Origin of the sequence: Aureibaculum sp. 2308TA14-22 (genome assembly GCF_040538665.1) — a bacterium.
In the GTDB taxonomy this organism is placed as follows: domain Bacteria; phylum Bacteroidota; class Bacteroidia; order Flavobacteriales; family Flavobacteriaceae; genus Aureibaculum.
Window position 1 is genome coordinate 2,867,920 of sequence record NZ_JBEWXT010000001.1, and the last position, 21,146, is coordinate 2,889,065.

The 21,146-nt window shown below is 32.8% G+C and carries 16 protein-coding genes; 3 read left to right on the forward strand and 13 right to left on the reverse strand.

Translation table 11 applies throughout. The annotated features are described in order from the left end of the window. The 5 genes from U5A88_RS12880 to U5A88_RS12900 form a co-directional block, all read right to left on the reverse strand. Entirely contained in the window at positions 1-1,233 is a 1,233-nt protein-coding gene (locus U5A88_RS12880) for an Nramp family divalent metal transporter (RefSeq protein ID WP_354207065.1), read from the reverse strand. Between the two features lie 57 nt (positions 1,234-1,290). Further along, complete coding sequence (gndA, locus tag U5A88_RS12885) at positions 1,291-3,174, reverse strand: NADP-dependent phosphogluconate dehydrogenase (protein ID WP_354207067.1); 1,884 nt, start codon at positions 3,172-3,174, stop codon at positions 1,291-1,293. 4 nt (positions 3,175-3,178) lie between these two features. Next, on the reverse strand, positions 3,179-4,207 hold the full coding sequence (locus U5A88_RS12890) for a polysaccharide lyase family 7 protein (protein ID WP_354207069.1): 1,029 nt from the start codon (positions 4,205-4,207) through the stop codon (positions 3,179-3,181). Positions 4,208-4,272: 65 nt separating this feature from the next. After that, positions 4,273-6,609 (reverse strand): chondroitinase-B domain-containing protein, encoded by a 2,337-nt coding sequence (locus tag U5A88_RS12895; RefSeq protein ID WP_354207071.1) that lies wholly within the window; start codon positions 6,607-6,609, stop codon positions 4,273-4,275. Between the two features lie 36 nt (positions 6,610-6,645). Further along, positions 6,646-7,530: a sugar phosphate isomerase/epimerase family protein gene (locus U5A88_RS12900; protein WP_354207072.1), complete on the reverse strand. Its 885-nt coding sequence runs from the start codon at positions 7,528-7,530 to the stop codon at positions 6,646-6,648. A gap of 158 nt (positions 7,531-7,688) precedes the next feature. Between U5A88_RS12900 and U5A88_RS12905 the strand changes: the two genes are divergently transcribed. Beyond that, a complete protein-coding gene (locus U5A88_RS12905; protein WP_354207074.1) occupies positions 7,689-8,405 on the forward strand; it encodes a ribonuclease activity regulator RraA in 717 nt (238 codons plus the stop codon). Between the two features lie 77 nt (positions 8,406-8,482). Here U5A88_RS12905 and U5A88_RS12910 read toward each other — a convergent pair whose 3' ends face one another. From U5A88_RS12910 to U5A88_RS12925, 4 genes are all read right to left on the reverse strand, one after another. Continuing rightward, complete coding sequence (locus tag U5A88_RS12910) at positions 8,483-9,199, reverse strand: 3-keto-disaccharide hydrolase (protein WP_354207076.1); 717 nt, start codon at positions 9,197-9,199, stop codon at positions 8,483-8,485. Between the two features lie 7 nt (positions 9,200-9,206). Continuing rightward, a complete protein-coding gene (locus U5A88_RS12915) occupies positions 9,207-11,840 on the reverse strand; it encodes a hypothetical protein (RefSeq protein ID WP_354207077.1) in 2,634 nt (877 codons plus the stop codon). Between the two features lie 166 nt (positions 11,841-12,006). Then, positions 12,007-13,215, reverse strand: coding sequence for a mannonate dehydratase (gene uxuA / locus U5A88_RS12920; protein ID WP_354207079.1), 1,209 nt, complete (start codon positions 13,213-13,215; stop codon positions 12,007-12,009). A gap of 16 nt (positions 13,216-13,231) precedes the next feature. Beyond that, positions 13,232-14,050 (reverse strand): SDR family oxidoreductase, encoded by an 819-nt coding sequence (locus tag U5A88_RS12925; protein ID WP_354207081.1) that lies wholly within the window; start codon positions 14,048-14,050, stop codon positions 13,232-13,234. A gap of 1,026 nt (positions 14,051-15,076) precedes the next feature. Here U5A88_RS12925 and U5A88_RS12930 point away from each other — a divergent pair. Beyond that, positions 15,077-15,592 carry an RNA polymerase sigma factor gene (locus tag U5A88_RS12930; RefSeq protein WP_354207083.1) on the forward strand — a complete coding sequence of 172 codons (516 nt, stop codon included), beginning with the start codon at positions 15,077-15,079 and terminating at the stop codon, positions 15,590-15,592. Between the two features lie 133 nt (positions 15,593-15,725). Further along, on the forward strand, positions 15,726-16,430 hold the full coding sequence (locus U5A88_RS12935; RefSeq protein ID WP_354207085.1) for a FecR family protein: 705 nt from the start codon (positions 15,726-15,728) through the stop codon (positions 16,428-16,430). Between the two features lie 204 nt (positions 16,431-16,634). Here U5A88_RS12935 and U5A88_RS12940 read toward each other — a convergent pair whose 3' ends face one another. The 4 genes from U5A88_RS12940 to tpiA form a co-directional block, all read right to left on the reverse strand. Further along, entirely contained in the window at positions 16,635-18,899 is a 2,265-nt protein-coding gene (locus U5A88_RS12940) for an aconitate hydratase (RefSeq protein WP_354207087.1), read from the reverse strand. 202 nt (positions 18,900-19,101) lie between these two features. Continuing rightward, on the reverse strand, positions 19,102-19,377 hold the full coding sequence (locus U5A88_RS12945) for an ATP-dependent Clp protease adaptor ClpS (RefSeq protein ID WP_354207089.1): 276 nt from the start codon (positions 19,375-19,377) through the stop codon (positions 19,102-19,104). A gap of 51 nt (positions 19,378-19,428) precedes the next feature. Then, on the reverse strand, positions 19,429-20,265 hold the full coding sequence (gene prmA / locus U5A88_RS12950; protein ID WP_354207090.1) for a 50S ribosomal protein L11 methyltransferase: 837 nt from the start codon (positions 20,263-20,265) through the stop codon (positions 19,429-19,431). Positions 20,266-20,271: 6 nt separating this feature from the next. Beyond that, entirely contained in the window at positions 20,272-21,030 is a 759-nt protein-coding gene (gene tpiA, locus U5A88_RS12955) for a triose-phosphate isomerase (RefSeq protein ID WP_354207092.1), read from the reverse strand. Positions 21,031-21,146 lie beyond the last annotated feature (116 nt).

Genomic DNA, 21,146 nt, shown 5'->3' on the forward strand with positions numbered 1-21,146 from the left:
TTAAAAATACTCTGTTAATGCCATTATTCCGTTATACGAAATTACTAGTGAAAAGAACAATGCAGCAAACAAGCCTATATTTATCCAAAATCCAGTTTTATGACCTTTCATAACCTTTTTGTTATTCACAATTAAAATAATACCTAAGACTACAGCTGGTAAAACAAATACATTAAATACTTGTGATAATATTTGAACTTCAATTGGATTAGCTCCAAAAGCTGGACCAATTAAAGCGACTAAACAGGCTATAAACGTAATAATTCTGAATTGCTTTGAGTTTGTATCTAATTCACCAGATTGATAATCAGCAATTAATAAAGGAGCAATTAATAAACACGGAAAAATAGAAGATAAACCAGCACTCAAAGCACCAAAAAAGAATATTGTCACTGCCCATTTACCTGCAACTGGCTCCAATGTATTTGCCATGTCTAAGACTTGTGTTACCTCTTTTCCTTGATAATACAACGCTCCAGCAGCAACTGCCATAATTACACCACTAATCATAAAAATTAAAATGGCAGCTGTAATAGAATCCTTTTTTTGCTGATCCAAATTTTTAATGGTCCATCCTTTTCCTTTCACAAATAATGGTCTAGACAAAAATGTAGCGGAAGCCATAGTAGTACCTACAAAGGCGGCTACCAACATTTTACCACCTGGAATATCTGGAACAGTAGGTATTAATCCTTTAACAACATCTAACGGCAAGGGTTGCACAAAAAACAATGATAGCACAAACGAGAGCCCCATCATGGTTACAAAAATAACGAGAATCTTTTCGAAAAAGGTGTACTTTCCTACCAACAATAGTAGATAAAATATTACAATTACCGTAATGGCAATTATTAGTATCGTTTCATATTCATAAGCTCCCAAACCTTCAAAATTCAATGCTAAAATCTCGTAGATAATGTTAGCTGAAATACCTAAGATTCCCATTAAAGAATTCCATTGTCCAAATGTGACTCCTATTATAATTAATATTGCTAATGTTTTACCATATTTTAAATGTTTTTTAAATCCATAAAGTGCAGTTTGGCCAGTTATTAATCCGTAATTTCCGTATACAAACATCAATATTCCTGAAAACAAACAACTTAAAAAAAGCACCCATAATAACTGCATATTAAACTTACTACCTGCAACAATCATAGAGGTAACACTACCTGTTCCAATAGTATATCCAATAGCAAAAATACCAGGACCAAACCCTAATATTATGTCCATAATTTTTTTAAGAAATGATGCTTTTGTTCGATTGGCTTCCATAATATTGGTTCGTATTTAGTTCCAGTTGGTGTGATAATTTTTTCCAGAAGAATCATCTAAACGTTGATAGGTATGTGCTCCAAAATAATCACGTTGTGCTTGTATGATGTTAGCGGATGCATACTTTGTTGTTATTCCGTTTAAAAATTGAATAGCTTCACTTAACGCTGGAATTGTTATTTCATTAATCACACATTGCGACACTACTTTTTTAGCTGAATGATTGTATTGATTTATGCGTGAAATGAATTCTTGATGTGCTAATATATTTGTGGTGTTTTTAAAAACTTTAACCAGCTCATACATTAATGAAGATTTTATAATGCAACCGTTGGTCCAGATTCTTGCAATTTCACTAAAGTTTAAATCCCATGAAAATGTAGCTGACGCCTCAGCAATCAATTTAAACCCTTGATAATGATTAATAATTCTAGCAAATTGGTAAGCTTCTAAAATGTCTTTGGTTGTAAGATTTAATTCTGAAGTATCTGATTTTTTAAATATTGAATGTAACTGAACTCGTTCCTCTTTATAAAAAGACAAGTATCTTGAAAATAAAGCTGAAGCAATTAACGTACTTGGCACGCCTAATTCTGCTGAAGCAATGGTCATCCAGTTTCCTGTCCCCTTATTACCAGCTTTATCTAGAATTTTATTTACCAACCAATCATCACCTTCCTTTTTCCTGAAAACGGTAGATGTAATATCCAATAAGTAACTACTTGCAGTATTTTTCCAACTTTCAAAAATATTAGCAATATCGTCTGGATTGTTGCCTAAAGCTTTTAAAATTGTAGCAACTTCAGTCAATAATTGCATTTCTACATACTCTATACCATTGTGCACCATTTTTATAAAATGACCACTGCCCTCTGGTCCAACATAGGTACAACACGGTAAGTTGTTTTGGTCTTTTGCTGCAATTTTTTCTAAAAAAGGCTTCACCTTATTATAAGCTTCTAAATCTCCACTTGGCATGATAGATGGTCCATTTAACGCACCTTCTTCACCACCTGAAACACCTGCTCCAATAAAATGAATGCCTTTATTTTTTAAATAATTATTTCTTTCTTTCGTATTTTGATAATTTGAATTTCCGCCATCAATTAATATATCGTTTTCAGATAAATGTGGTAGTAAGTCTTCAATCACATAATCAATAGTTTTACCAGCATTTACCATAAACATGATGCGTCTTGGTTGTTGTAAAGAATTTACAAAAGCTGAAATATCATCAAAAGCAGAAGCTTCAGATAATTCAGGATGATTGGCTTTAAATTTTTTAGCAACGTTGACCTCAACATCTTCTAAATGTCTGTTAAACATGGAGATTTTAAATCCGTTATTGGCTAGATTTCTGCACAAGCTTTTTCCCATAACGCCAAGTCCAAATAATCCAAATTCTGAGGTGTATTCTAATTGATTTTTCACTTGGTCTATAATTTCTTTAGATTTTAGACTGACATCTATTGTTATAGCATTTTCTGGGTTTTCGAGAGTATCAAATTGAGATTTCAGTAATTCTGAAGGCATAAAATGACCTGTTCTATTGTTCAACCTTTTAAAAATCTGATCGAATGTCCCTGACAAATGCACCCATTTGGTTTGACTTTCAATACCTGAACTCAGCGTATCACGATACTTTTGCTTTAACGCAGAACAGCCAATAACACAACTGTTTTTTGCTAGTTCTTGTTTTGCCAGATCATTTAAAGTTTCTAACCAACCTTGTCTGTCATTATCATTTAACGACTGTCCTTTAGACATTTTTTTGATATTACTTTCTGGATGAAAGTCGTCACCATCAAAAAAAGGAATACTTAATTCTTCTGCAAGTAATTTTCCTATAGTGCTTTTTCCACTTCCTGAAACGCCTATGATGAAGATTACTTCGTTCAATGGTTTAATTTTTATTTGGTTCAGTACTTTTGCCTACAGTTGCTTCTTTAAACCAAACTTCTGCATAGCTTCCGTTTTTATATTGTTTTGTAATGTCTCCACCATAGGTTTCTGATTTGGTAGATTCACCATTTGCTTGATTATACGCACCCTGTTTAAAGTAATTGAGTTCACCCGCATAAGCTGTCTCACGTTCAACTCCACCTCCTTTTTCTCTATTTTCATACACTTTGATTACTTGTTCAGGAATATCTTCTTTTGTTGCAAATTCTGATTTAACTAGGCTTTTAGTGTACTTAATAGTTTCATGACCTTCACTTTTAAAAGTTAAATACATTATGCCTTGATGTACGTTGACTTCGTAACTAAACTCTTCACCTAAAGTGATTCCATCATTTGGCTCTTCTGGATATTCTGTTGGACTTGAACCAACTACAGAAAAATCGTGTCCCCAAACTGGTGATGAGTAATCAAATCTGCCAATATTGTCGCCTTCTGTATTAATCTCATAATTCCAAAACACAGAACCTTTTGTGTGTCCAGGAAATTTTTTGTAATAAATTTTTAGTGGTTCGTTTTCATGACCTTCGTCACTATGTATTTGTCCAATGACCACTGAAAAGGAAGATGCTCTAGTAGCATCTCCTGTAGTGGAAACATGCCGTACTTTTAACGTTCCTGTTAATTTTCCTCCAGTCTCTGGTATCCAATGAGCTTTTTGACCTAATTCTGTTCTGGTGTTACTTGAAGTTCTTGAAGTGATACCTGAATTTGGTGCTTTATAAACTACCCAATTCGTTTTTCCATCGTTTTCCACATAAAAGAAATCGTCTTTTTGGTAATTTACCAAATCATCAACATATGTTCCATCACCTAAAAGAACTTTCCATTGATCCATAAACGGAATGACTTCACTTGGGTATTTTACTGTTTTTTCAGTTTCAACTTCAGCTTTTGTTTCCGTTTTTTTTGCTTCGCTTTTACATGAAAAAACTGTAAAAATTATGAGTATAATGTATAATGCTTTTTTCATTTTTAGTGTTTTATTGTAGTATTTACGATTCCTTCCCGATAGCTATCGGGGTTCATAGGAATAAATTAATACATTAGAGTCATAACTAAATTTTCTTCACTCTTAATTTGTCCCGAATTGATTATTGTGTTATCTGAGGCTACATTGTTTTTAGCTCCCCAAAGAATAGAAATAAATTGTACAGGATTGTTTTTAAACGTGTTTTTTGTAATATTTACATTCACAATACCATTATGATTAAATAGTCTTTTGTTTTTCTCTTTTACACCACAATTGGTAAAAGTGCTGTTAGATACTAAAAGGTTTCCTCCAATAGTAGACTCGTCATAGCCACCTCTATAATAATCAATAACATTTTGTTTTACGTTATTGAAATTACAATTGTCAATCGTTAAATATTCAGTGTTATAATCACCTCTATCGTTTGTTTCTTCAGATAATTCTATTCCATTTTCACAATTTGAAATGGTAGTGTTTTCAAAAGTTACACGTTCAGAAAAGGATTGTTTATACACTTTTAAAACATAATTAAAATCGCTTATATCAGAATTTGAAACCGATAATCCGAAATGGTTAGACATATTCTCTTTTAAACTAGCAAATGCATAATTAGAAGCGTTTCCTTTAAGTTTAACGTTTTTTAGAGATAATTTTCCATAAGGATTCAAAGAAAAAGCTGGTGTGTTTGCGACTCCTTCATATATAATTTCGGTATTCCCTTTAGATTGAATTGTTATTGTTTTATCAATAATTAAAGATTCTGAAATCTCGAAAACTCCATCGTTCAATTCTAAAACATCTTCACTTTCAGCTTCTTGAAGTTTAGCTATTAATTCGGAAGTATTAGAAACCTCATGTGTCTTAGCCTCTTTGGTTTCTATTTCATTTGAATACCAATCAGCACCATAATTGGCTTTATTTAAAATATCTAAATTGATATTTTCTACATTTAAAATCGCACCTATTTGATTTGATTTACCTCTCGAATTTCCTAATAAATCATGAGTAATTGTTTCAAAATCAAAACCTTTATAAACTTCTATATCTTCGAAACCAGAAGTTGGAACAGAAATATTTGTACCAATATCTGTTAAAGATAATTCTTTAGAAATTAAACCATGACCGTTTGTAATTTCAACACCGTTATTGTAAATAATATTACTTGCAAAAGTTACACCATCGGCTTTGTCGTATTCTATAATTGGATTGGCATCACCAACAGAATTATATATTACATTATTTACAACTTCTGTTCTTAATGGTCTGGCCGAACGAATTTCTGATTTAGGCAAAACATCCGCTTGCGAAATGTTTGTACCAACTCCAAACTGCCAAGGCGAATCTGAATCTACAAAAGTATTGTAAGCAACTACCACATCTGTAACCTGATTATATCTATTTAATGGCGACTTTGGAATTCCATTCATAATTGCTATGGGACTTCTAAAGTTCTTTCCTTTTATTTTATAAAAAAGATTATTTATAACCCAATGGCCTGTGTTAATAATTCTAATTCCACCATATTGATCATTCTCGCCATCACCAATAAAATAATTACCATCCACCGTAACGTAGTTGCCATGACGTGTTACCACAGAACCTTCACTTTTATAAAACACATTGTTTTTTATGATGTTGAAATTAGTCTTGCTCGATATAATTTCTACTTCTCCGTTACATTCTTCAAATAAATTATTGGCAATCGTTGTATTACTAGGTGACATAGATGTGAAACTACTTCCTAATTGAATTGTTTCTCCTCTTGCTCCACCTTTTCTTGGTCTTGGGCCAAAATGATTATTTATAATTTTATGATAGTTTCTTATACTTTGGTTTCCCTTTAAATCTACCCTAACTGTTGGCCCGCCATTAGTTTTACCAGCAATATAACAGTTGCTTAACTCATTGTATTTTCCGTAGAATTGTACCCAAAGATTATCTTGATCTCTTTCTAAATTATTGAAATCTAGAATGACACAATTTGTAACTTTAGAGTGATTTGCAACTTCTTTGTCACTGGTTCTAAAAGCAATTACGTTAGTTTTAGGCGAATAACCATTTCTAAAAAACAAACCACTTACTTCTAAATAATTTCCACTAAGTTCTAAACTAGAAACACCTTCAATAAAAACTTTTCCAGGTGTTTCAGCCTTAATTGTGATTGGGTGTGCTTTTGTGCCATCTCCAGTAAATTTTATTTGAATATCTTTCCAAATACCATTGGCCATTACAATATTATCTCCGGGTTCGGCGTCCAAAATTGCTGATTCCAGTTCGGAAATATTCTTTACAGTGTTTGTTTTAGTCTCAAGTTTATCTTTACAGCTAAACATCAAAATCATTAAACTTACAAAAATTAGGTTCCTATTAATACACATTTTATAATTTGAAATATTATTCATTTTTATTAAAATCATTAAGTTTAAAACTAGTCTTTGTTATGCATTTTTCCAAAATTCTTGAATGGTCGATAAATCTTTTTTCATAGCGTTAAATACCTCTTTTTTATCAATTGAAATTTTCTTTTTTCCTTTTTCCGCACCTCCCAAATCGTATTCAAGATGAAGTGACACAGGTGGATTTAATTGATATTTCTTAAGGAGCTTAAAATATTTGTCAAAATCAACCATACCTTCACCTATAGGTGTATTAACAGCTTTCCATTTACCGTTTATCTTACCCCATTTAAAATCTTTTAATACTATAGTTTTGATATGAGACTTAAGAAGTTGTAAGCCGTTTTCCCAGGAAAATCCACCTTCAACCATGGCATGGCGGATATCATATTGTGTGCCAAAATAATCTGATTCTACGGTTTCTAAAATTTTCTTTATTTCCCAAAATGAAGCACCTACACTAGTTCCCGCATGATTTTGATAACATCCAATCAATCCCAACTCTTTATTTACTTCACCTAATTCCTTAATTTGAGTTTGGTATGTTTCTAGTGCTTCTTGCAATAATTGGTCATTAGGATATTTAAACCAATTGGTTCTATAATATTTTACTCCCGACGCTGAAGTCGCCTCCAACACATCCATATCAAGAGGATTGTTGACACTTTCAATACTCGTAGTAATGAGTTCACAATTTGAACCGCCTTCTTTAATCTCTCTTACTGCTTTGGGTAAATCGGTTTTAACTGAATGTGGTAATACATGACCTTTTGGCCTAACCGTTAAATCAACACCAGAAAATCCCATTTCAGCTGCCATTTCACCGGTATTTCTGTAATCTAAAAATTGGAGGTGTTTAGAAAAAATATTGACTGAAAGTTCTTCTTCTGAATTTGTTTCGGCCCATAATTCTAGAGGTACACTCATAAAGGGAATTAGACTTGCCGATAAGCAAGTTTTCTTAATAAAATCTCTTCTTGAAGTAGGGCTCACTGTAAATTATAAATTGGTTTACCAGTTTGGTTTACCAAATATATGTATATTTGTTTGTTACACAATGGTTTTATATCAATAATTTACAAAGTATGCCAACATTATCAAAAAATTCTCGTGAAAAATTACAAAAAATAAGTACTGCAACTATTGCAACATGCCTTTTTAAAAAAGGGCTAAAAAATCAGTTTATTCAGAATGTAGTACCACTTAAAAAAGGCAAACTTAATATGGTAGGAGAAGCATTCACCTTAAGATATATTCCTGCGAGAGAAGATTTAAACCATATTGGTGTTTTTACTGACCCAAAACATCCACAACGCGTTGCGGTAGAAACTTGTCCTAAGGGAGCTATATTAGTTATGGATAGTAGAAAAAATGCAAGAGCAGCTTCTGCGGGTTCTATTTTAGTTACGAGATTAATGAAACGCGGTGTTGCTGGAATTGTTACGGATGGAGGATTCAGAGACTCGGCTGAAATAGCTGAATTAAATATTCCTTCTTATCATCAACGTCCTTCTGCTCCTACAAATTTGACTTTACATCAAGCTTTAGATATAAATATTCCTATAGGCTGCGGAGATGTTGCTGTATTCCCTGGTGATGTTTTGGTTGGTGATGATGATGGCGTAATGGTAATTCCTTCAGAAATAGTAGATACTGTTGCCAATGAGTGTACAGAAATGACGGTTTATGAAAATTTTGTGTTGGAAAAGGTAAATGAGGGTCAGTCTATTATCGGTTTGTATCCACCAACAAATGAGGAAACTCTGGTTGCATTTGAAAATTGGAAAGCGGACAAATCGTGAATATTATAAATATCTTTAATTTTTAAATTAGATTTGAATTTTTCCAAAAAGAGAAATACAAATAAAATAAGTAATGGTCACTTCGCAATATCCCCGTGAGCAGGCTTTATTATTATATCTTTGAAATAAACTACCATATTAGGTCCTTTATGAACTTGTAAAGCGATAACACCTCCATCCGATTTCTTACTAATTTCCCTGTCAATAACATCAATGGTCTTTTTACCATTAATAAAATGTTGTAAATGGTTTTCTTTAGCAACGATTCTATAATTATTCCATTGATCTTGATTAATTATAGCCTGGATATTTTCACTCTTTTCAAATTGCTCAACTGTTTTCTTTCCATCTTCATTAATAGTAATTTTCTCTCCCCTTAATGCCATTATCCCTCTCCCATTTTCCTCATATAAAATTCCTGAATATTGAATTCCTGCCTCCATGTCTGCCTGATACCCAGCCACAGCAAAATCATCTTCACCCAAAACTTTAGCACGGTATTGAATGCCGCTATTGCCGCCTACAATTTTATATTTTAAGTTCAATTCAAAATCAGAAAACGAAGATTCATAAATTAAAAATGTGTTCTTATCTATCTTAATCTCATCGGTAGTTCGACCTACAATGCTGCCTTCTTCAACAGACCAAACACGAGCATCTCCTCTCCAATTATCAAGATTCTTTCCGTTGAATAAGGAAATGGTTTTTGAATCAACTTCTTCTTTTGCCTTTTCAGATTTACATGATACCGTGATGACACAAATCAATAAAACGATCAACTTTAATTTTTTCATTTCATATTTATTTTTTGTAAATCTCATGATTTTCATCCCCTCCAGAAAGTAAATAGGCAATAAAATCATTCAGTTCTTGCTCATTAAACCTATTTATTAGACCCAGTGGCATTGGTGAAATAGCAGATTCTTTTTCTGCTTTTATATTGCTTTTTTTGATGGTAGTAGTTATACTTGGAGAAAATGCACTCGTACTTATTTCAATTGCATCATCAGGCTCAGCTACCACTCTTCCAGTAACTGTATTTCCATTATTAAGAAGGTATTCATGGTATTGATATCGGTCTGAAATGGTTGATGAAGGATTTACAATGGCCTCTGCTAAATCTGTTAAAGAAAATCGAGTACTAATTTGCGTTAGATCTGGGCCTGTATCACCACCAATGCCTTTCATTGTATGACAATTAATGCATAGAGCTGCACGGTAAAGACCTTCTCCATTTTTAAAATTAGCCTTAGAAGAGTTCTTGCTGTAAGCAGACTTCACAGCTGCAACGGTCCAATTTTGACCAGGGCCTTTGGGTTGTTCCACACCTTCCATCCAATCTTTTGTTGCCTTAATGTCTTGATTGGCCAAAGATTCGTAATACGATGCTAATTCTTTAGGAGCATTTTTTATAGCATTATCTTGAATAGCTTTAATAAACTTAACATAAGAACGTCCTCCAGATTTTTTACGGGCAATATTGAACCACTTAAAATATCTAAATCGTAACTCATCATTCCATCCACTTCTTATTACACTTAAACTATTGGCATAACTTATGTTTTGTGCGTTAGGCATATTGGCAAGCATATTTTCTACATCTACGCCGTACTGTTCACTCCTTTTTGAAATATCTTCCGATAAGTATATTGACTTTAGATCTGAAGTAACGGTATCATTTTCCATACGCTCCAAGGTAGATTCAATAATATCTGACGCTTGTAAAAAGCTTAATGTTTTGCCCAACTCTTCATTGATAATTTTTGAACTCGCTAAATAGGAAGGCAATAAAATTGTTTTTATCCGTTTCTTTATACCTTCAGAAATAGGTTTTTTTTGCCTATTCAAAATCAACTGTAACGTTCTTACAAAATCGATTTTATTGGCATCAGTCAATGCAGACCAATCGATAGTTAATACTTTATTTAAGGCATTTAATCGATCAATATCATCTCCAAATCTAGCCGTAGATAAAGCCAATACAATAGTTTTTAAAGAAGTATTGTCTTCTTTTATTTTATCCTTCCAAAGGTTATAATCTTGATTTTCCAATGCAACTCTAGCTGCAAAACGTGTAAATCGATCTGAATGATCTAAATTTTCCAAAATAAAATCTAATTGGTCTGCATCTTTTTTAGCATGTAAAGCTTCTAATTTTTGACGAAATTCTCTTTCCCTTTTTCCTTCTGTGTTTTGAACGAATTCAATTTCATTTGTAGAAGTGTTGCCAACGTAACTTAATTTATACAAGGCTGATTCTAATCTTCTTCCTCCAGTTAGAAAATATAATGCTCCGTCATCTCCTACAATTCCGTTAGTTAGTGGCAGCGGAACTCCTGATAAAAACTCTGTTACTTCGGCCTCATAACTGCTCCCTTTTGGTTTTAAGTTGGCAAAATACATTGTACCATAACTCCAATCAAAAAGAAAAAGTCCATTCTTGTATTTTTCTGGAAATTTAAGTCCTTTAGAACTAAGTAATCCTGTTGGAGATCCTTGCCCTAAATTTGCTATTCCGGGCAAGTTATCTGGGTATTCTGCCATGAATTTTCCCGTTCCAGTACGCCAACCAAATTCCGCTCCACTAGTAAAATGACATAAACGAATTGGTCTATACCAAGGCATCCCGATATCATATTCCATATCAGAATCAAAACCAAATAATTCACCATCATCATTAAAAGCAATATCATAAGTGTTTCTCGTACCTACACTATGCAATGTCCATTTTTCTGTATCAATATCCACCTTTGCGACCCATCCACCAGGTGCCTTTATATCATTAGCATGCCCGCTTGGGTCCTTAATAATAGGCAACAAATTATCTTCTCCCCAAACTCTAGGCACAAGACTATTCATATCTTTCGGAATTTCAACATGGTTACCTACAACTAGATACATAGATTTCTTATCAGGTGATAGTTCAATATTATGTGGGCCATGTTCTCCAAAACTCCCCTTAAATATCATAAGTGTATCTACTTTATCAAACTCACTGTCATCATTACTATCAGTCATTTTGTAGAATCCACTATATATCTTTAAATCACGTTCAATATTTGCATTAACCATAGCATAAAGTGCTTCATTGTGCCATAGCAACCCCTGAGCCTGACCTATATTCATATCTAATTTTTTTACCGACGCACTATCTAACTTGTTCTTGGCATTGGGTAAAGTAACATGATATAAATGACCAAATTGGTCTGAAGTGTATAATCTTCCTTCATCATCTTTGGTAATACTCACCCAAGAACCTTGCTCGTGGTTGTTGGGATGATATAATATTTCAAGTTCAAACCCTTTAGGAATGGTTACATTGTGCATAATAATGGGTTCATCAGAAACATGTTCCTTCTCCTTTTTACATGAAATAAAAAAGAAGCTTATTAGGGCTATAAAAATGGCTTGATAACAATTGCTTTTAAGGTTCATTTTAGAAATTTATAAGGTTTAATAACAATATTACTTTAATTAATTGTTAAATTTATTGAATTCTCATTACAATTCTTCAAATACTATCAAGTTTCAGGTATTTTCTTTTGATTATTAAAAGAAACTTAAACTAATTGTTAAAAAGATTTGTAGTTAAAACTATTACTTAATCTTGTAAGGTTGGTACTAACGAATTTCTGATTCCCATTTCCAATCCACATAATTCAGCGAGACCCTTCATTCTCCCAAGCGTTGAGTAACCTGGGTAAAACTCATCTTTAATACCGACATCACTTAACAACAAATGACCATGATCTGCTCTTAGAGGTATAGCTACGTCTTTACTATTTTCATATTTTCTCCTAATCTGCTCCTTAACTATAAATTCCATGACTTTTGCCATAGGTGCACTACCTTCTAAATGGTTAGCCTCATAAAAACTTCCATCCTTTTCTAATTGAACACTTCGCAGATGTAAAAAATGAACTTTATTTGCAAAAGCATTAAAAATTTTAATCAAATCATTTTCCTTTTTGGCTCCTAATGAGCCTGTACAAAATGTTAGTCCATTGTAATAAGATGAGGAACAGTTTAAAAGAAATTTAATATCACTGCTATTACTTACAATTCTAGGTAAACCTAAAATAGGATATGGTGGATCGTCTGGGTGGACGCACATCTTAACTCCTAGTTTTTCTGCTTCTGGAATAATAGCTTTTAAAAAATAAACCAAATTTTCTTTTAGTTTTTGAGCATCAATATTTTCGTATTTTGCTAAACGATTTTTAAACTCTTCCATCTCCAAAACCTCTCTAGTACCTGGAAGACCAGCCATAATGGTGTTTTTTAATTTTTTAAACGATTTCTCATCCAAAGTATTTAAATAATCTTTTGCTTTATGCCTTGTTACAGCATCATATCCCTTAAAAGCAGCCTCTCGTTTAAGAATATACAACTCAAAAGCAGCAAAAGCGATAGCATCGAAACGTAAAGCTGAAGAACCGTTTGGTAATATGTAATTTAAATCGGTCCGTGTCCAATCTAATACTGGCATAAAATTATAGCAAACCGTTTTAATATCGTTATTTGCAAGATTGTGAAGGGTTTCAATATAATTATCTATATGTCTTTTAAAGTCTCCCGTGGCAGTTTTTATACTTTCACTTACATTAACACTTTCAACTACCGACCATTTTAGTCCACTGTTTTCAATCTCATTTTTACGTTCTTTAATAGCTTCGCTACTCCATACTTCACCAGCTGGTAAATGATGCAACGCATTTACCACTCCCGTTGCCCCAGTTTGTTTTATATCTTGAAGGGTAACGCCAAAATCGGAGCCAAACCATCTGAATGTTTTCTCTAAATATTCCATAGACTTTAAAAAATAATTAGACCCCCGAAAAAGAGCTAAACCCTCCGTCAACAGAAATAATAGTACCTGTTACAAAAGAGGAAGCATCACTCAGTAAATAATGTACCGCACCATTTAATTCAGAGGCATCTCCAAATCTTTTCATGGGTGTTTTGTTAATTACTATATTACCTCTTTCAGTGTAAGAACCATCTTCATTAGTCAACAATCGCCTGTTTTGATTTCCAATAAAAAAACCTGGAGCAATTGCGTTTACCCTTATTTTATCGTTAAACTTTGTAGCCAATTCCGTGGCTATCCATTTTGTAAAAATCTCTATACCAGCCTTGGCCATTGAATAACCCAACACTCTTGTAATAGCCTGCTTGGAAGCCATAGATGATATGTTTATTATTACGCCCGACCCTTGTTCTGCCATTTTTTTCCCTAATGTTAGAGATGGCAGTACAGAACCTAATAGGTTGAGATCAATTACTTTTTTTAAATCTCCTACAGAAATGTCAAAAATAGTTTGATCTGGGTTTACTGTCGCACCAGGCATATTACCACCCGCAGCATTAATTAAACCATCCAATCTACCGTATTTTTCGATAATTTTTTCAGAAATTTCAATTAATAAATTTTCATCCAATACGTCTGCTTCATAACTAATTGAAGAATTGGCAACAATTGCATTTAATTCATCAACACGCTTTAGGTTATTATCTCTATTATGCCCTAAAATGATAACTTTTGCACCGTTTTGGACTAAATATCCAGCCATAGAGCCTCCTAAAACACCAGCTCCGCCGGTAATTGCGATTACTTTATCTTTTATTGAAAATTTTTCGTTCATTATATTTTGTTAAGAAAGGTGATTTGATTCACTGAATTGAAATCTATTTTAGTATAATTAATTATAGACATACTTATGGTATAAAATTTCGACCTCTTTAAAGTATAACAAAAAGTTTTTTTGAATTTAATTGTTGCATCCATTAAAGTTTTTAGGTATTCCAAGTTTAAAATATTGTAACTGTTTAGTACTTTTTTTTACGCAAATAGGCCTTCAAGATACGTTTTTTTAAAAAAAAGTTTACTTAAAAAAGTATAAATTGTATTTAGGCTTTTTGTATTACGCTCTAGATACAGAAAAATATAGTTTCTCTTGTGTGAAAATAAAAAAAGCCCACTCTTCAGTGGACTATTTTTCTCTAACTAAACTATCAACTTAAACTAAATTTTATACTCTTTAAATGAGTGATTTTTTAGGGAAGCGAATTTGCCTAATCTAATCAGGCAAATTCACAAAATAAATTATAGCAATTTTCCCATTTTCGCTTTTATACTGTAATTGACTTAAATTTGGTAATAAATGTTTCTTTTTAGGGACTTACAAAAAGTTTACTTTATGTTTCATCTATTAATTTAATGTCAAGAGTATTAAAAGTTATATTTTTTTTAACTAATTAGTTACGACTCTTCATGTATAAAACAACAACCGTGCTAAAATTCCTACCACTAATCAAAAATATTTTAAACTAATTATTAATCAATTGAATAACAGTACAATAAAATTCAAAAAAAGTTATATTTTTTTTCAATCTATAACCTTTTAGAAAAAAATTGCACCCTCAAAAATCTTGTATAAAACCTATTAATTCTATTAAAAAGACAATTGTCAATCTTTCCTTTACTAATATGTTAAAGGTTTTTGGTTATATATTTCTGGCGTCCAAAAACAATAATTTATACCACTTTGTAGTTATTAGAGTGTTTATAAATGGAAATACATTAGGAAATAACCAAATAGATTGTACTTCCATTTGCTATTTAAAAGAGCCATAAATCAACCAAATACTAAATAAATTTTATCAACTATATGGTACAATCTTTAAATACCAATGTTTGTGAAGAGCATATTTTTTCTAATATATTCAAGACCCTTTCTAAAGATGTACATAACTTTTTACGTTATAAATATGGAGATGGCCTAAACCCAAAAGACAAGGTTCAAGAAGCTTTTATTAAACTTTGGGATAATTGCAAAAATGTAAGTCCTGAAAAAGCCAAGTCCTTTTTATTTACAACGGCAAACAACATGATGCTTAATGAAGTTAAGCATCAAAAAGTGGTATTAAAACATCAGCAAGTTAAACCCAAGCACTATACAAACGAGAATCCTGAGTTTATAATGGAAGAATCTGAGTATATGAAAAAATACCAACGAGCATTGGGTAATTTGACCGAAGCACAACGAGAAGCTTTTTTAATGAACAGAATAGAAGGTAAAAAACATAAAGAAATAGCCGAGGAATTAGGCATTTCCAGAAAAGGTGTAGAAAAGAGGATTTATGGTGCCTTAGAGAAGTTAAGAAAAGAAATTGATGGAATTTAATATCTATTTGGTAGGAATTTATGCCAAGTAATTGTTACATAGATGAAGTAGCCCAAAAAAGAAATTTAAATATTTCTGTATATTAGGGTAGGAAAAACCGGACTTCAGTTGTTATGTAATAAGAAACACTAATATGAAAAAAGAACTTTTAATACAAAAATGGTTAGACGGTGAGCTAAACGATGCTGAGCTGAAGGCTTTTAAAGCATTGGACGAATACTCATCTTACACCAAACTCTCCGAAAAAGCCAAGCTTTTTGAGGATACATCTTATGATGTCGAATCTGAATATGGTAAATTAAATACAATCATTAAAGAACGTCGGCAAGAAACTCCTGTGAAAACATTAAACTGGATTAAACCATTAATGAGGGTAGCCGCCATATTTTTATTTGGTGTAGCCATCTATTATGCACCTATTTATGGAGATACAACTACAGTTAAAACATTGGCAAGCAATCAAAGAACTTTAGAGTTACCTGATAATTCTAGAGTAAAACTAAATGCAGCTTCATCTTTACAATTTAAAAAAGGTAAGTGGGACAATAACCGTGAAGTTAATTTAGTTGGAGAAGCCTATTTTAAAGTTGCTAAAGGGTCTCAATTTGATGTTAACACTTGGCTAGGAAAAATTAGCGTTTTAGGCACACAATTTAACGTAAAACAACGTGCCAATTATTTTGAAGTAACCTGTTATGAAGGTTTAGTAAGCTTAAAATATAAAGGTAAAGAAATAAATCTTCCTGCAGGTAAGTCTTTTAAAGTTGTTGGTAACGAAACTTTTGAAATTGACACTGAAGAGAATTTGCCTGATTGGTCTGGAGAAGTTAATAACTAAAAGTGCAAACAATAAATCAAAGATAATACTTATTAAAAGTAAATAAAAAACAGAGCTAAAATTTTAGCTCTGTTTTTTATTTATAGACGTTTTTTCCTATGCTTATAATTGTTTTGGCAAATATTAATTTTCAGGGTAATCAATAAAAACAAAAACCCCTAAGGATTAGGAGTTTTCTTAAACAATTATCTTATTCTATTGTAATTACGCATTTTCCTTTTTAATCAAATTCAATGCAGAACCTTCTCTAAACCATTGTATTTGACTTTCATTATACGTATGGTTTGCTTTGATGGTATCTTCGCTACCATCAGCATGTTTTACCAAAATAGTTAATGGTTTTTCAGGGGCAAAATCTACCAAATCAATAAAATCGAAAGTATCATCTTCTTTAATTTTATCATAATCAGCTTCATTGGCAAAGGTCAGTCCTAGCATTCCTTGTTTCTTCAAGTTTGTTTCGTGAATTCTAGCAAACGATTTTACTAACACGGCAATAACCCCTAGGTGTCTTGGTTGCATAGCGGCATGTTCACGAGAAGAACCTTCGCCATAATTGTGGTCACCAACCACTATAGTGGGTACTCCCGCTTTTTTGTAAGCCCTAGCCGTGTCAGGCACTGCACCATATTCGCCAGTCAATTGGTTTTTGACCATATTGGTCTGCTTGTTATAGGCATTTACCGCACCAATTAATGTATTATTGGAAATATTATCTAAATGTCCTCTATAACGCAACCAAGGTCCGGCCATAGAAATGTGGTCGGTGGTACATTTTCCAAAAGCCTTAATGAGTAATTTAGCTCCAGTAATATTTTCTCCGTCCCAAGGTTTAAAAGGAGTTAACAATTCTAAACGTTCACTATCTTCAGCAACTTTAACTTCGACTGAGCTTCCATCTTCTATAGGTGCTAAGTAGCCATTATCATCTACATCAAAACCTTCTGGTGGTAATTCAATTCCTCTAGGTTCATCCAATTTTACTTCTTGACCCTCTTCATTTAACAACGTATCGTTCATGGGATCAAAATCTAATTTTCCAGAAATTGCTATTGCGGCTACCATTTCTGGAGAACCTACAAAAGCATGTGTATTTGGATTGCCATCCGCACGTTTAGAAAAATTTCTATTAAATGAGTGGACGATGGTATTCTTTTCGTCGCCTTTAAGATCACTTCTATCCCATTGTCCAATACATGGTCCACAAGCATTCGTAAATATGGTAGCTCCCAAATTTTCAAATACATTTAAAAGTCCGTCGCGTTCAGCAGTAAATCTGATCTGTTCAGAACCTGGATTGATACCAAAGTCACTTTTGGGTTTTAGTTTTTTATCAATAGCTTGCTGGGCGATAGACGCTGCTCTAGTTAAATCTTCGTACGATGAATTTGTACAAGAACCTATCAAACCCCAATCTACTTTTATGGGCCATTCATTTTTTCTAGCTTTTTCGCCCAATTCGCCAACTGGTGTTGCCAAATCTGGCGTAAATGGTCCATTTAAATGTGGACGTAATGTAGATAAATCAATTTCTATAACTTGATCAAAATACTTTTCTGGGTCAGCATATACCTCATCATCTCCTGTTAAATGCTCCCTAATTTTATTGGCTTCATCGGCAATATCATTTCTATCGGTAGCACGTAAAAAACGTTCCATAGCATCATCATAACCAAATGTTGATGTTGTTGCTCCAATTTCTGCACCCATATTACAAATAGTACCTTTACCCGTACATGATAAATTTTTAGCTCCTTCTCCAAAATATTCTACAATGGCACCTGTTCCTCCTTTTACAGTTAAAATTCCCGCTACTTTTAAAATAACATCTTTAGAAGCCGTCCATCCGTTTAGTTTTCCAGTTAGCTTAACACCGATTAATTTTGGGAATTTTAATTCCCAAGGCATTCCCGCCATTACGTCAACTGCATCAGCACCACCAACACCAACCGCAACCATTCCTAAACCTCCTGCATTAACTGTATGTGAATCGGTACCAATCATCATTCCACCAGGAAAAGCATAATTTTCTAACACTACTTGATGGATTATCCCAGCACCTGGCTTCCAAAAACCAATTCCGTATTTATTAGAAACAGATTCCAAGAAATTAAAAACCTCACTACTTGTTTCATTAGCTCGTTTTAAATCAGGGGTGGCACCTTGTTTCGCTTGAATCAAGTGATCGCAATGTACTGTAGTAGGCACAGCAACTTTAGGCTTACCTGCTTGCATAAATTGTAATAAAGCCATTTGAGCTGTAGCATCTTGACAAGCAATTCTATCTGGTCTAAAATCAACATATGATTTACCACGTTGGTAAACTTGAGTGGGCATACCTTCATCTAAATGAGAATATAAAATCTTTTCTGCCAATGTTAATGGCTTTCCAGTTAAGGTTCTAGCCTTGTTAATGCGTTCACCCATTGTTTTGTAAACGCCTTTTATCATTTCAATGTCAAATGCCATAATAATTGTCTGTTTCTTAAAATTAATGCACACAAAGGTAATTAATAAATAAAACTTTATAAAATATTCCTAAAATAAAATACCTAAAAGCACATGATATTAAAGAATCTTTAAAAAAATAGTTTTTAATTGCACAAAATGCAACTCGATTGAAGTAATTTTATCAAGTTAGAAGTGTTGAATTTACCGAAAAGCCCTTATTTCAAACGATTTCGGCAGAGAGTCCTAAATTCAATAATCTGGTACAACGGGGCTTCAGTTCGTCATATTCTCCTGATTTAACAGCACATTTACCTTTAAAATGTACCAAATAAGCACATTGCTCAGCTTGAACAGAAGTATGGTTGCAAACATCTATCAGAGATTCTATGACATGCTCAAAAGTATTAACATCGTCATTAAAAAGGATAATTTCATGTAGATTCAGTTCTTGTTCAAGAACGTCAAAATCTTCCTGTTTTTTATGTTGATTACTCATAACGGGGATAAATGTAAAAAAAAAATCTAAATTCTAACTATTTTTAACAATTTAGGCTTTCAAATACTCTAAGGCTACCCAATTGTTTCTTTCTATTATTTCTTCTAATTTCAAATTGTATTTAGAAGCTTCAGCATCTATGATAGAGATATCTTCTTGATAAAATCCACTTAATAATAAAATCCCTTTATCATTTAGACAATCAGCATAAATTTTAATATCACTGAGTAAAATATTCCTATTGATATTGGCAATAATTACCTCGTACTTTTTATTGATTAGCAATGATGCATCTCCTTCAAAAACACTTATATGCTTGCAATTATTACGTTCAACATTTTCTAATGAGTTTTCATAACACCAATTATCAATATCAATTGCGTCTGTAGGATTGGCTCCTTTCATTTCAGCGAAAATTGCCAAAATTCCAGTTCCACAACCCATATCTAATACTTTTTTACCTTTTAAGTCTAATTTTAAAAGATGTTGTACCATCATATGCGTGGTTTCATGATGCCCAGTACCAAAACTCATTTTTGGTTCTATGACGATGTCGTATTTTAAATTGGGATTAGGATGAAAAGGTGCTCTAATGCTTACTAAATTATCTACTTGAATGGGATTGAAGTGTTGCTCCCACTCACTATTCCAATTGACTTGCTCTATTTCTTCTTTGGTGAATGAAATTTCAAACTCGTCACTTTGCAGCACATAAATTTCGTCCAAAATGTTGTCAGCATCTTCTTCTTTTTGGATATAGGCAACGAAACCTCCTTCGTTTTCAACAAAACTTTCAAATCCGACATTGCCCAATTCGGCAATAAGAATTTTCGTGGCAGGTTGTAATGGAGAAACAGTAAAATTATAGGCAATATAGGTATTAGGCATCTTTAATTAAATAGCTTCAATAAGTGCTGAGAAATCTTCTGCTTTCAACGATGCCCCACCAATTAAACCACCATCTACATCTTCTTTAGAAAATATCTCTTTAGCATTATTGGGCTTCACGCTACCGCCGTACAATATTGAAACATTATTTGCTATGTTGGCATTATATTTTTTAGCAATTAAATCACGAATGAAAGCATGCATTTCTTGTGCTTGGTCTGGACTAGCAGTTTCACCCGTACCTATTGCCCAGACAGGTTCGTATGCTAAAATAATTTTTTTCCACGCATTGGTATCTAAATGAAACAAAGCATTCTTAATTTGAGATTCAACTACGTTAAAATGTTTTTCGCTTTTTCTTTCTTCCAGCTTTTCACCAAAACAAAAGATAACTTCCAGCTTGTTTTTTAAGGCTTGGTCTACTTTTTCAGTCAATAGTTTATCCGTTTCGCCAAAATACTCTCTTCGTTCTGAATGCCCTAAAATGACTGTTTTTACACCAATATTCTTTAACATATTGGCAGAAATCTCCCCTGTAAAAGCACCGCTGTCCGCTTGGTGCATGTTTTGGGCAGCTACCTCAATAGTTGATTTTTTAGCCTTTTTTACCACAGCTCTTAAATTAACATAGGTCGGAGAAACAATAACTCTTGTGTTTTTCAGTTTTTTCTTTTTAATTGCCTTTTTAATACCTTTCACTAATTTTTTTGATTCAGACAAATTATTGTTCATTTTCCAGTTTCCGGCAACTATCTTTTTTCTCATTTTGTGGTGTTTAAATTCTAATTTAAATAAAGTACAAATATAAGAACTCGTGCTGACATTTTGTTTTGTAAACAGAAAAGAATATCTATTATTAATCCTTATTTTTGTGAAAATTT

Excerpts from the sequence above, each read along its gene's own strand:
- U5A88_RS12935 (WP_354207085.1), top strand. The coding sequence starts at position 15,726 with ATGAAAAAAGAACTTTTAATACAAAAATGGTTAGACGGTGAGCTAAAC.
- U5A88_RS12945 (WP_354207089.1), bottom strand. The coding sequence starts at position 19,377 with ATGAGTAATCAACATAAAAAACAGGAAGATTTTGACGTTCTTGAACAA.
- prmA (WP_354207090.1), bottom strand. The coding sequence starts at position 20,265 with ATGCCTAATACCTATATTGCCTATAATTTTACTGTTTCTCCATTACAA.
- U5A88_RS12930 (WP_354207083.1), top strand. The coding sequence starts at position 15,077 with ATGGTACAATCTTTAAATACCAATGTTTGTGAAGAGCATATTTTTTCT.
- U5A88_RS12925 (WP_354207081.1), bottom strand. The coding sequence starts at position 14,050 with ATGAACGAAAAATTTTCAATAAAAGATAAAGTAATCGCAATTACCGGC.
- U5A88_RS12910 (WP_354207076.1), bottom strand. The coding sequence starts at position 9,199 with ATGAAAAAATTAAAGTTGATCGTTTTATTGATTTGTGTCATCACGGTA.
- U5A88_RS12900 (WP_354207072.1), bottom strand. The coding sequence starts at position 7,530 with ATGAGTGTACCTCTAGAATTATGGGCCGAAACAAATTCAGAAGAAGAA.
- uxuA (WP_354207079.1), bottom strand. The coding sequence starts at position 13,215 with ATGGAATATTTAGAGAAAACATTCAGATGGTTTGGCTCCGATTTTGGC.
- U5A88_RS12940 (WP_354207087.1), bottom strand. The coding sequence starts at position 18,899 with ATGGCATTTGACATTGAAATGATAAAAGGCGTTTACAAAACAATGGGT.
- tpiA (WP_354207092.1), bottom strand. The coding sequence starts at position 21,030 with ATGAGAAAAAAGATAGTTGCCGGAAACTGGAAAATGAACAATAATTTG.
- U5A88_RS12890 (WP_354207069.1), bottom strand. The coding sequence starts at position 4,207 with ATGAAAAAAGCATTATACATTATACTCATAATTTTTACAGTTTTTTCA.
- U5A88_RS12895 (WP_354207071.1), bottom strand. The coding sequence starts at position 6,609 with ATGAATAATATTTCAAATTATAAAATGTGTATTAATAGGAACCTAATT.
- U5A88_RS12880 (WP_354207065.1), bottom strand. The coding sequence starts at position 1,233 with ATGGACATAATATTAGGGTTTGGTCCTGGTATTTTTGCTATTGGATAT.
- U5A88_RS12905 (WP_354207074.1), top strand. The coding sequence starts at position 7,689 with ATGCCAACATTATCAAAAAATTCTCGTGAAAAATTACAAAAAATAAGT.
- U5A88_RS12915 (WP_354207077.1), bottom strand. The coding sequence starts at position 11,840 with ATGAACCTTAAAAGCAATTGTTATCAAGCCATTTTTATAGCCCTAATA.